At 67.2% G+C, this 18828-nt stretch carries 16 protein-coding genes and 1 pseudogene; all 17 read right to left on the reverse strand.

The features are described from left to right. Window positions 1-87: 87 nt before the first annotated feature. The 17 genes and pseudogenes from QX048_RS32830 to QX048_RS32910 all read right to left on the reverse strand — a co-directional run bounded on the left by QX048_RS32830 (window position 88) and on the right by QX048_RS32910 (window position 18828). Window positions 88-712 (reverse strand): annotated as a pseudogene (locus tag QX048_RS32830) (FMN-dependent NADH-azoreductase). A 3-nt stretch (window positions 713-715) separates the two neighbouring features. Then, entirely contained in the window at window positions 716-2311 is a 1596-nt protein-coding gene (locus tag QX048_RS32835) for an isochorismatase family protein (RefSeq protein ID WP_315827795.1), read from the reverse strand. Between the two features lie 18 nt (window positions 2312-2329). Next, window positions 2330-3178: an MBL fold metallo-hydrolase gene (locus QX048_RS32840; protein WP_315717450.1), complete on the reverse strand. Its 849-nt coding sequence runs from the start codon at window positions 3176-3178 to the stop codon at window positions 2330-2332. 39 nt (window positions 3179-3217) lie between these two features. Beyond that, the gene (locus tag QX048_RS32845) at window positions 3218-4105 is read right to left on the reverse strand and encodes an amidohydrolase family protein (RefSeq protein ID WP_315827794.1); all 888 of its coding nucleotides are present in this window, start codon (window positions 4103-4105) and stop codon (window positions 3218-3220) included. Beyond that, entirely contained in the window at window positions 4102-5220 is a 1119-nt protein-coding gene (locus QX048_RS32850; protein WP_315827793.1) for a VWA domain-containing protein, read from the reverse strand. Before QX048_RS32850 ends, QX048_RS32845 begins: the two co-directional genes overlap by 4 nt. Beyond that, window positions 5217-6098, reverse strand: a complete 882-nt coding sequence (locus QX048_RS32855; protein WP_315827792.1) for a MoxR family ATPase — start codon at window positions 6096-6098, stop codon at window positions 5217-5219. The genes QX048_RS32850 and QX048_RS32855 overlap by 4 nt, the downstream gene beginning before the upstream one ends. A gap of 6 nt (window positions 6099-6104) precedes the next feature. Next, entirely contained in the window at window positions 6105-7127 is a 1023-nt protein-coding gene (locus tag QX048_RS32860) for a xanthine dehydrogenase family protein molybdopterin-binding subunit (protein WP_315717446.1), read from the reverse strand. Between the two features lies 1 nt (window position 7128). Then, on the reverse strand, window positions 7129-8703 hold the full coding sequence (locus tag QX048_RS32865; RefSeq protein WP_315827791.1) for a xanthine dehydrogenase family protein molybdopterin-binding subunit: 1575 nt from the start codon (window positions 8701-8703) through the stop codon (window positions 7129-7131). 12 nt (window positions 8704-8715) lie between these two features. Further along, window positions 8716-9195: a (2Fe-2S)-binding protein gene (locus tag QX048_RS32870; RefSeq protein WP_315717444.1), complete on the reverse strand. Its 480-nt coding sequence runs from the start codon at window positions 9193-9195 to the stop codon at window positions 8716-8718. A gap of 3 nt (window positions 9196-9198) precedes the next feature. Next, a complete protein-coding gene (locus QX048_RS32875; protein WP_315827790.1) occupies window positions 9199-10020 on the reverse strand; it encodes an FAD binding domain-containing protein in 822 nt (273 codons plus the stop codon). Window positions 10021-10035: 15 nt separating this feature from the next. Further along, window positions 10036-10479, reverse strand: a complete 444-nt coding sequence (locus QX048_RS32880; protein ID WP_315827789.1) for an SRPBCC family protein — start codon at window positions 10477-10479, stop codon at window positions 10036-10038. Window positions 10480-10483: 4 nt separating this feature from the next. Then, window positions 10484-10921, reverse strand: coding sequence for an SRPBCC family protein (locus QX048_RS32885; RefSeq protein ID WP_315717441.1), 438 nt, complete (start codon window positions 10919-10921; stop codon window positions 10484-10486). A 6-nt stretch (window positions 10922-10927) separates the two neighbouring features. Next, entirely contained in the window at window positions 10928-13825 is a 2898-nt protein-coding gene (locus QX048_RS32890; RefSeq protein WP_315827788.1) for a flotillin family protein, read from the reverse strand. 76 nt (window positions 13826-13901) lie between these two features. Next, window positions 13902-14747: a phosphoenolpyruvate hydrolase family protein gene (locus tag QX048_RS32895; protein WP_315717439.1), complete on the reverse strand. Its 846-nt coding sequence runs from the start codon at window positions 14745-14747 to the stop codon at window positions 13902-13904. A gap of 5 nt (window positions 14748-14752) precedes the next feature. Then, window positions 14753-16972: an ABC transporter permease gene (locus QX048_RS32900; RefSeq protein ID WP_315827787.1), complete on the reverse strand. Its 2220-nt coding sequence runs from the start codon at window positions 16970-16972 to the stop codon at window positions 14753-14755. Further along, complete coding sequence (locus tag QX048_RS32905; RefSeq protein WP_315717437.1) at window positions 16965-17747, reverse strand: ABC transporter ATP-binding protein; 783 nt, start codon at window positions 17745-17747, stop codon at window positions 16965-16967. The genes QX048_RS32900 and QX048_RS32905 overlap by 8 nt, the downstream gene beginning before the upstream one ends. Continuing rightward, window positions 17740-18828 carry a branched-chain amino acid ABC transporter permease gene (locus QX048_RS32910; protein WP_409999268.1) on the reverse strand — a complete coding sequence of 363 codons (1089 nt, stop codon included), beginning with the start codon at window positions 18826-18828 and terminating at the stop codon, window positions 17740-17742. The genes QX048_RS32905 and QX048_RS32910 overlap by 8 nt, the downstream gene beginning before the upstream one ends.

The raw sequence follows: 18828 nt of genomic DNA on the forward strand, positions 1-18828 counted from the left end.
CGAGAGCGCGGCTAGAGGACGACGGTCGCCGGTCGAAGGCCGCACCGCTTGCTGCTAGGACCTGATGCGCGCCGCGCGGCTGCCTCGTCAAAATCGCGCGGCCATCTCGACGAGCCGCCTGTGCGCCCGCTCACGCGCCACGCCGGTGTGCGCCGCCGGCCCGCTGGTCGGCCCGATCGCCACGAAGTGCAGGTCGCGAAGGCCCATGAAGCGCAGCGCCTCGCGCAAATAGGGCGTCGCGAGGTCGGTACGCCCCCGGCTGATGCCGGTGGTGAAGTCGCCGCCGCTGGCGAGGATCACCAGCGTCGGACGATCCTTCAGAAGCGGCAGGTAGCCACGCGACGGATCGAAGCGAAAGGTGAGGCCCGGCTGATTGATGATGTCGAGCCAGTGCTTGAGTTTGTAGGGAATGCCGAAATTCCACATCGGCGTCGAGATCACGACGCGCTCGGCCAGATCGAGCCGCACCGCCATGCGCTCGGCCACAGCGAACGCCCGGCGCTGGCCGTCGGTGAAGGCGCGGCCGCCCATGCGGGCATATTTCGCCTGCAGGATCTCGCCGTCGAACTCGGGCAGACTCTCGCGCCACAGATTCATCTCGTCGACGTCCCAACCCGGCCGCGCCTGCCTGAAGCGGTCCAGGAAGGCGCGCGCCGGCGCTGGATTCCGAATCTGCCCGCGGCGAGGCGACGAGATGCAGCAGCTTTGGCATGCCTCACCCCAGCGCCCTGATCACCGCGTCGGCCGTGGTCACGACAGCAACATTCTGCATGGCGAAGTTGATCGACGCATTGTGCCAGTCCGCGTTCATGGTCGAGCAGCAATCCTCCGGCACCACGATGAAGTAGCCCTTGTCGGCCCCGGTGCGCGCGGTGTGCTCCACCGACATGTTCGTCCAGGCGCCGGTATTGATGAGGACGTCGCGCCCGGTGGCCTTGAGAATCGTCTCGAGCCGCGTGCCTTCCCACGCGCTCATGCGCATCTTCTCGACCACGAAGTCGCCGCTGCGCGGCTCCAGGCCGGCGACAGGCGCCGCGCCCCAGCTGCCGCGCACCATCGCCTTGCTGTCGACCAGCCCCTCGAACAGCGGTGCGTTCAAGGTCACGCCGGGCGCGCCCGGCTCGACCACGAACCAGACATGAATGATGACGACGCCGCGCGCACGCGCGACCTCGGCGAGCCGCCGGACATTGTCGACCACGCGCTGCTGCTTGGCATGACCGGGCGCGCCGGAATCCGCGAAGGCGCCACCGTCCATGATGACGTCGTTCTGCAGATCCTGGATGATCATCGCGCAGCGGCGCGGATCGAGCTGCATGTCGCCAGATGCCAGCTGCGGCGCCGATGGCGCGGACGTCGCGCTGGACATCGCCAGACCTGCCGTTGACGCCCCTCGACTTCGCGCGCTCATATACGGCTCGTGGCGCGGACCGACCTTGGTCGCGATCGCATAGACCGAATGGGTCGCGGTGAGATAGAGCGTGCGAAACTCGGGACCGCCCCAGGCGAGATTGGCGACGAGCTCCGGCGCGCGCACCTTGCCGAGCAGTTCGCCCGTAGGCGCATAGACCCAGACGCCGCCGGGTGCGGTGACCCAGACATTGCCGCGCTGGTCGCATTTCATGCCGTCGGGCACGCCCGGCTCGAGCTCGGAGCGGATGCCGCTGGCAAAGACGCGCCCGTTCGCCAGCGCACCATCGCCGCCGACGTCGAACACGCGGATCACCGCCTGCACCGTATCGTTGACGTAAAGCAGCTTCTCGTCCGGGGAAAAGCACAGCCCGTTGGGCTGGTCGAACAGATGGCGGTCAACCAGCAGCCGCGGCGGACCGCCGCCCGGCGGCACCCGGTACACGCCCTGGAAGCCGAGCTGGCGCGGCCGCTCCACGCCATAGACCGGCATGCGGCCATACCACGGGTCGGAGAAGTAGATCGCCCCGCTGGAGTGGACGCACACGTCGTTGGGGCTGTTCAGCTCCTGGTTCTCGAAATGCGATGCCAGGATCTCGCGGCGGCCGTCGGGACGCTCGCGCACCAGCGACGACGTCGCGTGTTCGCAGACGATCAGATTGAGCTCGGCATCATAGGTCATGCCGTTGCACTTGTTCGACGGCCGCCGCATCTCCACCACGCCATGCTTGGCGTCCCAGCGGCGGCGGACATCAGCCGGCATGTCGGAGAACAGCAGGAACTGCTCGACGGGATGCCAGATCGGCCCCTCGGTGAACTCGAAGCCGGTCGCGACCTGCGCCACCGGCGCATACGGATCGATCAGAGTTTCGAACTCAGTGCGCAACGTCACGTGGGTCATGGGGGCACCTTGTGCTGCTCACGCCGGAAACCAGTGCCGCTGCGGCAGCGACTGCACCAGCGGCCCCGGCACTTGGTCGTGCAGCCGTCCCACCACCACACCGCCTTCGATCTTGGCGGGACGATCGTGCACCGGCAGCAGATAGCGCGAACTCGACAGCAGCTTCTTGATCGCTGCCTTCTCGGCGCGTTTTGTCGTGCCGTGATTGCCGGTGGTGCGCGGCTCGCCATCCTGAATCTCGTTGAACGGCGTCACGATCTGGTCGTTGAAGTCGTAGATGACGTCGCCGCAGATGGTAGCGATGCCATCGGCAGTGTGGACGTGGATGTTCATCGAGCCTTCGGTATGGGCATTCGCAGCGTCGCAATAGACGCCCGGCATCAGCTCGACCGGGCCGGTGAGCTCGAGGTCGAGGAAACGCAGCGCACTCTTGGTGTGCAGCCGGTCGATCAGATGCTTGATGTCGGGCGCCGGATATTGCGGATGCATCAGCCCGGACACCGAGTATTCGAGCTCGCGGCGGTTGAGCACGACCGTCGTGTTCATCGGGAACAGATCGTCCTTCCCGGCGTGATCGATGTGCAGATGGGTGTGGCAGACGTAGCGGACATCGCCCATGCGCACGCCGTGCCGCGCCAATTGGTTCTCGATCATGTTCTCATGGTACTGCAGCCCGCGCATGCCCAGCGTCTCCATGATCTGGTTGGAGCGGTAGCCGGTATCGACCACGACCGGATACGGCCCGCCCAGGATCAGGAAGCCGAGCGTCAGCACCCGGCGGGTGCGGCCGCAATCACGGCCGAGCACAAGGAAGCTCGATTCCAATTCGATGTCACCATAGTCGAGAACCTTGATTTCCAGCGCCATGAGCGTTCCCTGTTGCTTTTGTTGTCGTTGCAGGCGGTATCATCCCAGCCGATAGACGCGCTGCGCCGTCCCTCCCATGACCTGCGCGCGCGCATGCTCGTCGAGGTCCCGGATGGCAGCCTCATAGGCCCCCACCAGTACGCGGTAGTCGGTCCAGAGCTTCTCGATCGGAAAGTTCGAGCCGAACAGGCAGCGCTCGGGGCCGAACATTCCGACCGTCTCCCGCACCACGTCGGCGACATGCGCCGGATCGTTGCGGCGAATGAAGGTGCCGAGGCCCGAGAGCTTGCTGACGACATTGCTGCAGCTCGCCAGCCGCTGCATGCCGGCTCGCCATCGATCGCGACCGCGCGTGGACAGATCCTCCAGCATGCCGGCATGCTGGAGGATGAAGGTCACGGACGGACAGCTCTCGGCGAGCGCTGCGGCGCCCGCCATCTGCGGCCCGAAGACCTGCAGGTCGAAGGACCAGCCGTAGTCGGCGAGCCGCGCGATGTTGGCGCGGATATGGGTATCTCTGCAAAGGTCTGGGGACGAAGCGAAACGATAGAGCGGGTTCTCATGCCAGTGCAGCTGCATCCGGACCCCGCGCAGCAGGGGATAGCGCGCCAGCCGGTTGAACTGCGGCCGCGCATCTTCGACGCTCAGATCGGCATAGGCGACGATCGCGTGCGGAAAGCCGTGCTGCTCAGAAGTTCGCTGCACCCAGGCGGCTTCGTCCTCGAAGCCGTCCTTGGCCCAGTTGGTCTGGACGTAGACCGATTGCGTGACGCCGCTGCCGGCGATGTCGTCGAGATACTCCTCGATCGTGTAGTCGCGCCTGATCGGCTCATAGGGGCCGAAAATCCGCGGCTGCATCGGCCCGACCAGCCAGGGCAGATCGGCCTGACGCCAGATGTGGTGATGCGCATCGACATAACCGGTCATGCCGCCCTCCTCTGTGCCAGCGACAGAACATGCGCGACGATGGTCTCGTCCGACCCGCCGGCTGCGATGTCGTCGACGAATGGCGCGATCGCCTGCAACGCCTCGGTCTGCGGCTTGAAGCCGGGCCCCGTCGCCAGCGGCGTCAGCCAGCTCAGGCGCCAGGCGCGCAGCGACAGCCTCCACACGGCGTCACGGAGCACGTGATGGTCACCACGCTCGAGCCCATCCGAGATGACCAGCACGACGGCGCCCCGCGCGTAGGTCGAGAACCGCGGCACCGCGAGGAAGGCCTGCAGCGCCTCGCCGATACGCGTGCCACCGTCCCAGTCGCTGACGAGATGGGAGGCAGCGAGCAGCGCCTGTTCGCGCCGCTTCAGCCGCAAGGGCCGCGTCACGCGTGTCAGCCGTGTGCCAAGCGTGAACACCTCGGCCTGGGGTACGGCCTGCACCAGCACGTGGGCGAGCCGCATGTTGTCCTCGGTCCGCGCCTGCATCGAGCCGGAGACATCGATCAGCAGCAGCAATCGTCGCAATCGAGGTCGCCGCTTCAACCGCCGCAGCGACAGCACCTCACCGTCGCGCCTTATGCTCTCGCGCAGGGTCCGGCGCAGGTCCACGAAGCTGCCGCGCCGCGCGCGCATGCGCCGGTGGCCACGCCGTTTCGGCAGTTTTGCACGCGCCTGACGCGCGAGGCGCTGCAGGGCATGGCCGCCCGTCGTCGCAGCCAAGCGGCGGGCGACCAGCGCTTCAACGCGCGTCGCAGCCAGACCTGACTCGTTCTGCTCCTCGGCGAGATCGGGATCGACAGCGCCGTCCCCTTCCTCCTGGAGACGCACGACATCGTCCTGCCTGTCGCTCTCGCTGAAGGCCGTTGCCTCGGCGACACCAAAATGGACGTCGAACAGCAGATTGTAGGTCGCGAGCCGCTCGGGAGGCGGCGCGAGGGTCGCCGTCCCGGCACGACGGATATCCTCGATGCTGACAGGCCCCAGCAGTTCGATCGCAGCGAGGAAGGCGGTGGTCTGCTCCGGCGCAATTGCGAAGCCGTTTCGCCGCAACAGCGCAGCGAATGTCACGAAGATCTCGGTCGCCTGCGGCAGGCGGGGCTCGCTCATGTCATCGCCTCCGCGAGCAGCGCGTCGAGCCGCGGCGCGATGAAGGACAGATCCTCCTCATCCTTCAGCGCGACGCCAATCGCGCGCTTGAACGCATCGGGCCAGCGCGCGCCGGTCCGGTTGAGCAGCGTCGCCGCCTCCGCCCAATCGACCGCCTCGGCAATCCCGGGCGCCTTGCTCAGCGGCTCGCGCCGCAGCTTCGCCACTGCAGCCACCACGGCCCGCGCGGTCGCTTCGGCAACACTGGAGGCCCGCATCATCACGATGCGCGCCTCGCGCTCCGCATCGGGATAGTCGATCCAATGATAGACACAGCGGCGGCGCAGCGCTTCGTGAAGGTCACGGGTCCGATTCGAGGTCAGCACCACGATCGGCCGCTCCGCGGCGCGCACCGTGCCGCGCTCGGGGATCGATATCTGGAAATCAGAGAGAAATTCGAGCAGGAACGCCTCGAACTCCTGGTCGGCCCGATCGATCTCGTCGATCAGCAGCACGGTCGCATCGGGCGCGCGCAGGCAGGCCAGCATCGGCCGCTCGATCAGAAAGCTCTCGCCATAGATGTCGATGCTCTCCTCGCCGGCTTGGCGGATCGCGAGCATCTGGCGCGGATAGTTCCACTCGTAGAGCGCCGCAGCAGCGTCGATACCCTCGTAGCATTGCAGGCGGATCAGCTTGCGGCCGAGCACCGCGGCGATTGCCTTCGCCGCCTCGGTCTTGCCGACGCCGGGCGCGCCTTCCAAGAGCAATGGCTTGCCCAGCGCGAGCGCGAGATAGGCCGCGGTGGAGAGCCCGTCATCGGCGAGGTAGTACGCCGCGCGCAGTGCCTTTTCCAGCGCCTGCGGCGAGTCGATGCCGACGATGTTGCTGCGGACCACCATGCTGCGTCACCGCCGCGTCTGCGGCCGGGCGCCGCCCTGGGCCTTGATCGCGCGCAGCACTTTCTCTGGCGTGATCGGCAGTTCGTCGAGGCGCACGCCGACGGCGTTGAAGATCGCATTCGCGATGGCAGGAAGCACGGGATTGGCGCACATCTCGCCAGGGCCCTTGCCGCCGAACGGTCCGTCGGGCGCCGGCCGCTCCAGCACGGCGATGTCGTGCGGACAGATGTCGCCAGGTCCCGGCATCAGGTATTCCACGAAGTCGCGCGGTCCTTGCTTCGGGTCCGGGTAGTACGGCTCCGTCGTCTCGTAGAGCGCGTGGCTCATGCCCATCCAGGCGCCGCCGACCAGCTGCTGCTCGACGAGGCGGGGATTGAGCGCGCGTCCCAGCTCATAGGCGCTGTCCATCCTGACCACGCCGACCTCGCCGGTCTCGTCATCGACCTCGACCTCGGCGACGAGACAGGCATGCGCGTAGCAGGTCGCCGGGGACATTTCGCCAGTCTCGGGATCCACCTCCGACAGCGGCACCAGGAAGATGCCACGGCCGGAGATGGTCTTGCCCTGGCGGAACTGCGCGGCGATGGCGACGTCCTTCACCGAGATCGAGCGATGCGGCGCGCCCTTGACGTGGATGTTGCCGCGACCATCCGTTTCGAGATCGCTGGCGTTGACCTCGAGCTCCTCGGCCGCGGCCTCCATCATGACGCCACGCGCCTCCTTGGCCGCCGCCATCACGGCATTGCCGACGCGATGGGTGCCGCGCGAAGCGAACGAGCCCATGCAATGCGGGCCGGTGTCGGAATCGGCGGTGTCGACATAGACGTCCTCGACCGGCACGCCGAGCGTCTCGGCACAGATCTGCCGCGTCACCGACTTCATGCCCTGCCCGAGATCGATCGACGACAGCGCCACCGTGAACTTGCCGCTGGGGTTGGAATGCACCAGCGCCTGGCTCGGATCGCCGCCGAGATTCATGCCGATGGGATAGTTGATCGCCGCCATGCCGCGGCCGCGGTGCCTCGTCATGTCAGCGCCTCCTCGTGCCGAACACCGACGAGAACCGCGTCGCGCCGTGCCCCGGCGAAGGCGCCGGGCTCGTTGGCGGAGGTGGTGGCGGCTCGGGCTGTGGCGGCGCCGAGAGACCACGATCGTAGCTGGTGCGTTGCTGCGCCGGCGCAGGCCGCGCGCTCACCGGCTCTCGTGGCGTGGAGGGAACAGCCGCCCGCGCCCCGCCGCCATCCTTGCGCGAGGACATGCGCCGGAACTCCTCGCGGATCGGCCATTTGGCCTTCTCGGCCGCGACCTGGACGCATTCGATCAGCGCGGTGTTCTTGGCCTCGCGGCGATGCGCCTTCATGTCGCCGTCGCGATAGGCGTTGAGGATACGAAACTCCATCGGGTCCATGCCGATCAGATGCGCGAGCTTGTCCATCTGGCATTCGAGCGCGAAGTCCATGCCGGTGATGCCGAAGCCGCGCATCGCGGTGGCCGGCGTGCGGTTGGTGAAGATGCAGTAGATGTCGCCATGGACGTTCGGGATCGTGTAGGGCCCCGGCAGGTGCGCGGCGCATTTGACCACCGCGTAGCTCGACAGCCGCGTATAAGCACCAGAGTCGAAATAGCCGCGGATCTGGCGCGCCACGATGCGGCCGTCACGCATGACTCCGTCCTTGATGTAGATGCGCTCGGCACCGCGGGGCGGCCCGAACTGCATCTCCTCCTCTCGTCCGAGCACGTAGCGCACCGGGCGCCCCGTCAACATCGCAGCGAGAATGGCGAGCGGCTCGGTCAGCGTGTCGACCTTGCCGCCGAAGCCGCCGCCGACCGTGCCGCCGATGAAGTGGAATGTGTTCGACGGCAGATCGAGGATCTTGGCGCAGGTGTCGAGCGAGAAGAACAGCGCCTGGGTCGAGGTATAGACCACGTAGCGGCCGTTGGTGTCGGGCGCGGCGATCGAGCCGTTGGTTTCGACCGGCGCGTGCTCGATCGGCGACATCTGGTAGCGCTGTTCCAAGACATGATCGGCGCCGGCAAAGCCGCGCTCGACGTCGCCAAAGCGCAACTTCTGGTGGTCGTAGCGGTCGTGATAGGTGAACGTATTCTTCGGATAGGTCTCGTTGACAACAGGCGCGCCCGGCTTCAGCGCCTCCTCGACGTCGAACCCCGCCGGCAACGTCTCGTAGTCCACGCGCACCTTGGCGGCCGCCTCGTACGCCGCGCGCGGCGTATCCGCGACCACGGCAACGATCGGCTCCCCCTTGTAGCGGACCTTGTCGACGGCAAGCGTCGGCTCATCGTCCTTGCCAAAATTGATCAGGCTGAGCAGCGTATTGAGATTGCGCGGCACGTCGCTGCCGCGGATGATCCGCCGCACGCCCTCGCTCCGTTCGGCCTCGCTGGTCTCGATGCGGCGCAGCCGCGCATGCGGCTGCGTGGATCTGACGACCTTCAGATGCAGCATGCCCTGCAGCTTGTGATCGTTGAAATAGGTCGAGGTCCCCGTGACATGGCCGAGCATGTCCTGGCGTTGGGTGCCCTTGCCGACCTCGTTGAGATTGTCGTCGCGCTCGTCGGCGAAGATGTCCTTGCGCAGTTCCAGCATGGCGATCTCTCCTCACGCACTCGCGCGCAGCGACGCGGCCGCCGCCAGCACCGCATTGATGATCGGCTCGTAGCCGGTACACCGGCAGATGTTGCCCGAAATCGCCTCTACCACCTGCTCGCGGCTTGGCTGCGGGATCTTGTCGAGCAGCGCCTTCGCCGCCATCAGCATGCCCGGCGTGCAATAGCCGCATTGCGCGGCAAAACCCTCGGCGAAGGCGCGCTGCAGCGGATGCAAATTCGGACCGCTCTTGATGCCGTCGAGCGTCTCGACCGCGCGGCCCTCGACGGCTTCGGCGAGCGTCAGACAAGACAGGTGCGCGTCGCCATCGATGAGGACCGTGCAGGCGCCGCAGCCGCCCTGGCCGCAACCGAATTTCGGCGTGAGGTCGCCGATCATCTCGCGCAGCACGACCAGCAGATTGGTGCCGCCGTCAACGAACAGCGCGACATCGCGACCATTGTGCCGGAACTGAAGTGGGGTCTTGGCCATGCTCTAGCTCTCCTGTCCCGACAACAGCCGCCGCAGATGCACGCCGACCACTTCGCGGCGATACCACGCGCTGGCCAGCGAATTGTCGGTGGGTGCCGTTCCCTCGGCCGCCGCAGCAGCGGCGGCACTGATCGCGCCGCCGTCGAACGGCCGCCCTTCGAGCGCGCGCTCGGCCGCCTTGGCGCGGATGGCGGTCGGGGCCATCGATCCCAGCGCGATCCGCGCGCCGGTCACGCGGCCGCCACTCTGTGGAAGATGCGCCGCAAGCGTGATCACCGATCCGCCCTTCGGCTTGATGCGGGCGATCTTGCGATAGCGGAACGCATCCGCCGACGCAGGCCGGATGCACGACACGCCGACCACCAGCGCACCGGCCTGGCGGTCGCGCGATTGCAGGAACTCCTCGATCGGCATGTCCCGGACGCCGAAGCCGCCCTGCAGCGAGACGATGCCGTCGAGCGCCAGCAGCGCCACCGTGAAGTCGCCGAACGGCGCCGGAGCGAACAGATTGCCACCGACGGTCCCCATGTTGCGCACCGCCGGGCCGCCGATCGAGCGCGCCGCCGGATGCAGGAAGGCGAGATCGCGCTCGGCCAGCACGCGGGCGAAGGTGACGCCGGCGCCGATCCTGATGCGCGCGCCTGCCGCATCGATGCCCTGCAAGGTCCGGTCGGTGGCGCGGATGACCGTCGCAATCGAGACGTCGCCCTCATTGAGATCGCGCATGACCAGCGTGCCGCCGCCCAGGTAGCGCGCCGCGCGGTCCGACGACAGCGCAGACGCTGCTTCGCTCGCGGCCTGAAACGTCTTCACCGTGACCGGCATCGATTCACCTCGTCCTCATGCCGCCTGCTTCAAATGCGATCGGATCGCCTCGAAGCCAGCCTGGTAGATGTCTTCTGCGACCATGCGCGTCAGCGCCTCGGCCAGCTCGGGCCGCGTCGTGAAGCGGCTCTCCCAGTGCCAGAAGGTGCGGTCGCCATCGGTGACCGGCAGCAGCCGGACATGGGCGACGTAGTTGAACATCGGGATCGGCGTATCGAGCAGGCAGTAGCTGAAGCTCTGCTCGAGATCGGACAGCGCCAGCAACTGCTCGCGCAGCTCGGAGCCGTCCTTCAGACGAAAGCGCCTGACACAACCGATCTTGTCGGACGTCTGCGAACGCTCGATCGCAGAGGTCGCCACCGCCGGGTGCCAGCGATCATGACCGTTGAAGTCGCGCAGCACCTCCCACACGGCCTCGGTCGGCGCATCGATGATGGTGCTCTTGACCACGTGCGGCACGGCGTCAGCCTCCGAACGCCCGCTTGAGCGCATCGAAGCCGCCCTGGAACACGCCGCCGCCGATCGAAGCCACCAGATCAGCCTCGCGCTCCGGCGCGCAGTCGAACTCGGCGGTCCACTCCAGAAACGTCTTGTCGCCGTCCGTGACCGGTGTCAGCCTGAGGGTCGCGACGTAGTTCGATACGCCCATCGGCGATTCCAGGATCGAGTAGGTGCAGAACATGTCGTAGTCCGACAGGCCGAGCAGCTTCTCGCGAATGCGGTCGCCGTTGCGAAGCCGGAAATCCCTGACGCAGCCGATCTTGTCGGCGGGCTCGCCGCCCTCGATCCGGCTTTCGGCGATCGCCGGATGCCAGTTCGGCAGGCCGTTGAAGTCGCGGACGCGCGCCCACACCCGATCGTTGCGGGCACTCACGACGGTGGAGACGTAAACCCTCGCCATCTCGCATCAACCCTTCTTGCGCGGACCGCGATCGGTCGGCGGCTCGGACGGGCTGCCCTCGCCCGATCCGGCGCCGCCGCCTGTCTCCTTGCGCGCCGAGGTTTCTTTCCGGATGCCCTGCATGTCCCTGGCCTCGCGGATCAGGCCCGGCATCTTGGCAAGGCTGCCACCCTCGACGCCGATATCGGAGAGGATCGAGTCGATCAGCGGCGCCTGGACGCGGTAGCGCAGCGCGGAATCGATCACCTCGTCGGTCGCACTGCGGCCGCCATTGCCGTTGCCGCCATTTCCGTTCAAGCCGTCGACCTGCAGGATGCGGATGCCCTCGATCTTCTCCATCGGCTTGACGCTCTCGCGCACGATGCCCTCGATGCGGTCGAGCAGCTTGCGCCGGAACAGCGAGTAGCGTGCCTGGTCGGTCAGGACGTTCTCGGCCTCGTTGAGCAGCTTCTGCGCCTCCGCTTCGACCGCGGCACGAACCCGCTCGGCCTCTGCGGCGATCCGCGTCTCCTCGGCCTGCTTCTCGGCCAGCAGCACCTCGACCGTCTTACGGCGGCGGGCAATCTCGCTCTCGCGCGCGGTGACGACTTTCTCCGCCGCTTCCGTTGCGCGCGAGCGCGCCTCCTCGGCCGCGACCTTGGCCGCGGATTCCTCCAACGATTTTTGATACAGCGCGATGGCCTTCTCCATCAGCGCCGTCTCGACGTCCTTCTCGCGGTTCACTTCGAGCTTACGCAGCTCGCGCTCGCGGCCGATGCGAGCCTCGTCGAGACCACGATCCGAGGCGATGCGGGCGCGTTCGACCTCCTCACGGGCCGCGATCTCGGCCTCCTGCAGCGACTGGACGCGCGCGACCTCGAGCTGCTCGATCGCCCGGCGACGCTCCAACCGGACGGCCTCCAGCGCCTGCTCGCGCGAGACATCGGCGGTCTCGACCTGCCTGCGCGCGACGATCTCGGCTTCCTTGACCTGACGATCCGCATCGATGCGCTCGGCTCGCTTGGCGGCGAGCTCGATGACGCGGGTTTCGTCGGCGAGCTCGATCGCCTTCTTCTGGTCGATGTTGAGCACCTCGCGCGTCCGCGACGAAGCAATGCGCTCGGCCTCCAGCGCCAGCTCGACCTCGATGCGGCGCCGCTCGACCGCCTCCCGACGCTTCAGATCGGCGGCCTCGACGGCCTCCGTGCGCTCGATCTCCAGGCTGCGCGTCTCCTTCTCCGACTGGATCCGCTTGGCTGCTACAGCCAGCTCCTGGGCGATGCGGGCCGCTTCGATCGCCTCGCGCGAGGCGATGTCGGCCTCCTCGATGGTCCTGACGCGCGCGATCTCCAGTGCACGCACGCGTTCCTCCTGGGCGATGCGGCTGGCCTCGGTGGCCTCGCGCGCGGCGATGCCGGCGATCTCGATGCCCTGGTTGCGCTCGATCTCCAGCCTGCGCGTGGCGTGCTCGGCGGCGATCCGTTCCGCCGACAATGCCTGCTCGCGCGCGATCCGGGCGGCCTCGACCGCTTTCTGCGCCTCGATCTCAGCCTCCTGGATGTTGCGCACTTGGGCAATCTCGGTGGCGCGGGTGCGCTCGTCGGAGCTGATGCGCTCCAGATTGACGATCGTGGTCTGCGCGATGCGCGCCTTCTCGGTCGCCTCGCGCGCGGCGATCTCCGCCTGCTCGATCACGCGGGTACGTTCGATCTCGCGGCGGCGTGTCTCCTCGTCATTTGCGATGCGCGCATCGGAGACGACGCGGTCCTGCTGAATCCTGGCTTTCTCCACCGCCTCGCGCGCGGCGATCTCGGCTTCCTCGATGGTGCGGGTCCGCTCGATGTCGCGCTGGCGCACCTCGCGCTCGGATTCGATGCGCGCGGCATCGATCGCGCGCTGGTTGGCGATCCGCGCCTTCTCGATGTCCTCGCGCGCCAGCAGCTCCCTCTCTTCGACGGCACGCGTCCGCTCGATCTCGCGCTGCCGCGTGTCGCGCTCGGCAGCGATTCGGGCCTCGGCAATCGTCAGTTCGTTCGCGATCCGCGCCTTCTCGATCGCCTCGCGCGCCATGATCTGTGCCTGCTCGGCCTCGGTCTCGCGCAGCGCCCGCTCGCGCGCCACCTCCGTCCGCTGCAGGGCGCGGCGCATCTCGATGTCGCGCTCCTGCTCCAGCCGCGCCGTCTCGCTCTCGCGCTCGATATCGAGCGCCTCGCGCTCGGCTTCGAGGTTGCGGGTGCGAATCTTGATCATCGAGTCCTGCTCGATGTCGTTGCGCAGCTTGCGCTTGCTCTCGATGTCCTCCATCAGCCGCGTCAGGCCCTCGGCATCGAACCGGTTCGAGGGGTTGAAAAATTCGAGATCTGTCTGGTCCAAATCGGTGATCGCCACCGATTCCAGCTCCAGGCCGTTCTGGGCCAGCGCCTCGGCCGCGGCCGCCTTGAGACGGGACACGTAGTCACCGCGCTGCTCGTGCATCTGCTCCATGGTCATTTCAGCGGCAACCGAGCGCATGGCCGAGATGAACTTGCCGGACAGCAGCGCATGCAGCCGCTCCGGCTCGAGGGTGCGACGGCCGAGCGTCGCCGCCGCGATCGACACCGCCTCGCGCGTCGGCTGGACACGAACGTAGAAGTCGGCCTCGACGTCGACCCGCATGCGGTCGCGCGTGATGACGGCGTCCTGCCGCGCGCGCGTGATACCCATCGGCAGCACGTTCATGTTCACCGGCGTATAGTCGTGAATGAAGGGCAGCACGAAGGCGCCGCCATTGATCACGACGCGCTCCCCGAGGAAGCCCGTGCGGACGAAGGACACCTCCTTCGAGGAGCGGTGATACAGCCAGTTGACGATGTAGACCGCGACCACGATGACGATGATCGCAATGATCAGCCAAAGAATCAGCTCACCGATCAGAGCCCCGGACATCTCATTTCTCCCTCAGTCTCTCGTCCGGCGAATGCGGCGCCTCAGCGCCGCTGCTGCCGGATCTCGTGTTGTCGCCTCAGACGCGGCGTGGCCGCGCGCTGATTGCCTTGAAATGTCGTACCTGCTCCGTCAGTGCGCGCTCCACCGGCAGCCGCTCCATCGAGGAGGCGCCGTAGAAGCCATGGCAGTTCTTGGTGTGCTTCATGATGAAGTCGGCGTCGGACGGCTCCGCGATCGGGCCGCCATGCGCCAGAACTAGAATCTCGGGGTTGACACTGAGCGCGGCCGAGGCCCAGCTGTCGATCAGGCCGGGACAGTCTTCGAGCTTGGGCGCGGTCTGCGCGCCGATCGAGCCGCCGGTTGTCAGACCGAGATGGCAGACGATGATGTCCGCACCCGCGATCGCCATGCCCGCGGCCTGGGCTTCATTGAAGACGTAAGGCGTCGTCAGCAGGTCCTTGTCATGCGCGCGCCCGATCATGTCGATCTCCAGCGCGTAGGAAATGCCCGTCTCCTCGAGATTGGCGCGGAAAGTGCCGTCGATCAGGCCGACGGTCGGGAAGTTCTGCACACCGGAGAAGCCGAGCGCCTTCAGCTCATCGAGGAACACATCCATGTCGCGGAACGGGTCGGTGCCGTTGACGCCCGCGAGCACCGGGGTCGACTTCACCACCGGCAGCACCTCGCTGGCCATCTCGACCACGATGGCATTGGCGTCGCCATAGGCCATCAGTCCGGCGAGCGAGCCGCGGCCGGCCATGCGATAGCGGCCGGAATTGTAGATCACGATCAGGTCGATGCCGCCGGCCTCCTCGCATTTGGCCGACAGGCCGGTGCCGGCGCCGCCGCCGATGATCGGCACGCCACGGCGCACCATGTCGCGAAACTTCTTCAGCAGCGGTGCGCGCTCATATCTCGGCATGACCATCACCTCGCCTGTCTGCGCCGCGCCGGCAGCCGCCCGAGCATCGGCCGGATGGCGCCGACGACCACTGCTGCGAACTCATTGTCGTTGATGTGATGCGGCACGCGGATCAGGCGCCGGCTCGAGGTCTGCCGTACGGTCTGCTCGAGACTGCGGAACAGCGCCTCATCCGCCTCGCGATCGAAGAACGGCTGCCCGGGCGCATCGAGCGCGGAGACGCCCTTTTCCGGCAGGAGAAACCGGACCGATCCATCCATGCGATTGAGCCGCTCGCCGATCCAGCGCCCCATCTGCGCGTTCTCCGCGGCCGTCGTCCGCATCAGCGTGACCTGCGGATTGTGCACGTGGAATTTGCGGCCGCGGTAGCGCTCGGGAATGGTCTCGGGCGCGCCGAAATTCACCATGTCGAGCGCGCCGACCGAGCCGACATAGGGCACGCGGGTGCGGATGATCGCGCCGAAGCGATCCTCGGTTGCCGGAAACACACCGCCCATCAGCAGGTCGCAGACCTCGGTCGTGGTGAGATCGATCACGCCGGCGAGCATGCCGGAATCGACCAGCTTCTCCATCGAGCGGCCGCCGACGCCGGTGGCGTGGAAGACGAGGCACTCGTAGTCGTCGCGCAGCTCGGCCGTGAGCTTCTGCACCGCCGGCGTGGTCACGCCGAACATGGTGATGCCGATCGCGGGACGTTGCGGTCGGGTGCCGTCAGCGACAGCGGACTGCCGCTCGCGGGCCATCACCATGCCGGCAAGCGCATGCGCGCCATTGCTCAGCACCGCGCGCGAAATCGAATTGAGACCCTGGACGTCGGTGACCGAATACATCATCGCGATGTCGGCCGGCCCGACATAGGCGCCGACGTCGCCGGACGCGACAGAGGAGATGATCAGCTTGGGCACGCCGACGGGGAGCTCGCGCATGCCCGGCGCGACCAGCGACGTTCCGCCGGAGCCGCCCGCCGAGATGATACCTGCGACATTGTCCTGCCGGCGCAGCCAGCGCCTGAACGCATCCGCCATCGCGATGACGGATGCGCCGCGATCGGTACCGAACACAGCGGGACCGCCGCGCGGATGATTGAGCGCGATCTCCTGGGCCGAGACGTCGCAGCTCGTATGGCGTCCGCTGGTGGAGAGGTCGACCAGCCGGGTGCGCAGCCCGTGGCTCGCGACGAGATCGCGGATGAAGCGCAGTTCGTCACCCTTGGTGTCGAGCGTGCCGGCGACGATCACCGCGGGCGGACCTGACGTGATCGGCGCGGCGCGCTCGCGGCCCTGGCGCGCGGCCTCGTCAAGTCGGCTGACGCTGGTGGAGAGCGTGCGCGCCTTGGCCTCGATCTGCGCGATCGGCACCGGCTGCGACCAGCGCGTCGGCAGCACGGGATTAGAGACGTAAACCTTGACGGGCGCAGCTTTCGGCGTCGTTGACACCGCCGCACGTGCGGCGGGCCTCTCCTGAACTTCGCCCGTCCCGAGATCGGTCTCGTCGCCGGCATGCTGGCCGACACCGAGCAGGCGCTGCTGCAGTTCGCGGTCGGCGGCGAGCCGGGCCGAGTCGATGATACGGTTGATGCGGCCATTGACCATGATCGCGACGCGGGACGAGATCGCGGTCGCAACGCCGATGTTCTGCTCGATCACGAGCACCGCCATGTCGCCGTCCTGGCTGAGCCGGATCAGCATCTCCTCGACCTGGGCGACGATGACCGGCGCCAAGCCCTCTGTCGGCTCATCCATGATCAGGAGCTGCGGATTGGTCAGCAGCGCGCGCGAGATCGCCAGCATCTGCTGCTCGCCGCCCGACAACTGGCCGCCGCCATTGTTGCGGCGCTCGGCGAGCCGCGGAAATGTTTCGTAGACGCGCTCGACGGTCCAGGCGCCGCGGCGCAGGCCGGCGGCGAGTCGCAGATGCTCGTCGACGCTGAGCGAGCGCCACAGACGCCGCCCCTGCGGCACATAGCCGACGCCGAGCCGCGCGATGCGCGCCGGATTGAGCCCGGTGATATCATTACCGCGCAGACGCACCGTGCCGGCGGACGGCCGCAGCAGGCCCATGATGGCCTTGCACAGCGTCGTCTTGCCCATGCCGTTGCGGCCGACCAGCGAGAAGACGCCGCTGTCGAGCCGGAGATCGACGCCCTGCAGCGCATGCGAATGGCCGTAGTACACGTCGAGGCCGCGGACCTCGAGCGCAGGCGCGGAGCGGCGGACGTCATTCATGGCCGCCTCCGAGATAGAGCTCCTGCACCTCCGGATCGGATTCGATCTCCTGCGGTGCGCCTTCCTTGAAGATGCGGCCGTTGTGCATCATCGTCACGCTCTCGACGACGCGCAGCGCCACGTCCATGTCGTGCTCGATGATGATGTAACCGATGTGCGGCGGCAGCGACGTCAGGATCTCGACCAGCTCGCGCCGCTCGGTCGGCGACAGACCCGCCGCCGGCTCGTCGAACAGGATGAATCGGGGCGCGCCGGCCAGCGCCAGCGCGATCTCGAGCTGCCGCTGCTGGCCATGGGCGAGCTCCGAAACCAGTTGATCACGCACGGACGTCAGATGCACGGCCTCGATCAGGCGCTCGGCCGCCTGCATCAGGGCGTCATTGGCGCTGGGACGCAGCATCGAGAAGCGCGCTCGCGAGACGCCACGGCATGCCAGATAGACATTGTCGCGCACCGACAGGCCGAGGAACAGCGCCGAGATCTGGTAGGTGCGGCGCAGCCCGCGGCGGATCCGCTCGTAGGGCGGAAAGGCGGTGATGTCCTCGCCGAAGAAGCGGATCGTGCCTGAGGTCGGCAGGAAGTCGCCGGTCACGCAGTTGAACAGGGTGGTCTTGCCGGCGCCGTTCGAGCCGAGCACCGCGCGCCGCTCGCCGGGCCGCACCGTGATCGTGATGTCGGTCAGCGCGGCGAGCGCACCGAACATCCGCGTGACACCGCGCAATTCGAGGGCTGCAGTCGAGCCGAGCGCCGAGAGCCGGTCAGCGACCCTATCCATGGCCGTGACCTCCGGGGCGCGACCGCGGCTCCGAAGCCTCGCTGCGACGGCGCCACCGCTCATAGAGGCCGATGACTCCGTCGGAGGACCAGAACACGATAGCGAGAAAGCCGAGCCCGATCAGCAGCCGGAACCGGTTGCCGTCGAGCCCGACCTTCACCAGGAAGTCGAGCGCGAAAGTGCGCAGGATGACGAAGATGAAGGCGCCGATATAGGGCCCAACCGGCCGGGTGATGCCGCCGACGACGGCGACGATGAGAATGTCGATGCAGCGCTCGACCGCGACAGATCCGGGCGAGATCTGCCGATAGTTCCAGACCTGCAGCACACCGCCCATGCCGGCGATCAGAGCCGCGAACGCATAGGCGGCGATGCGATGTGCATTGACGTTGAAGCCGAGCGCGGCCATGCGCCTGGGATTGTCGCGCACGCCCTGCAGCGCCAGGCCGAACGGCGCGCGCGACAGATAGAGCACAGCGAAATAGCACAGTGCGGCCACCGCCAGCGTCAGGTAATAGAACGCGACGTCCATGCGCCAATCGACGCCGAGAAAATGTGGCGTGGCGATCGTGTTGATGCCGGTGTGGCCGTTGAATATCGCCCAGTTCTGATTGGTGAAATAATAGAAGGCCGCGCCGATCGCGAGCGTGATCATGATGGTGTAGATGCCCTCGGTGCGTACCGCCAGCGCGCCACCCAGCGTGCCGAACAGCACCGCGAGCACCAGGGCCATCGGCGTCGCCAACCACCACGGCCATCCGAGGCTGATATTGGCGTTGCCGCTGACGCCGAACACGGCGACCATGTAGCCGGCAAAGCCCGCGATCGTCAGCTGCATCAGGCTGACCATGCCGCCATAGCCGGCGAGGAACATCAGGCTCAGCGCGATGGTGCCGAGGATCAGGGTTGTGCCGAAGATCTCGATCAGGAAGAAGCCGTTGGCGATCAGTGGCATGATCAGCAGCAGCGCGGAGACCGCCCAGGCCCAGGGCTGCTCGGTGGCCGACCATGCGGCCGGCTGCCGTGCGGCGCCGCCTGCCAGCATGCTCTCCCGCGCACTTGCCTCCTGGATCAGCGACAT

The organism is Bradyrhizobium sp. SZCCHNS30572, from assembly GCF_032484415.1.
Classification (GTDB): domain Bacteria; phylum Pseudomonadota; class Alphaproteobacteria; order Rhizobiales; family Xanthobacteraceae; genus Bradyrhizobium.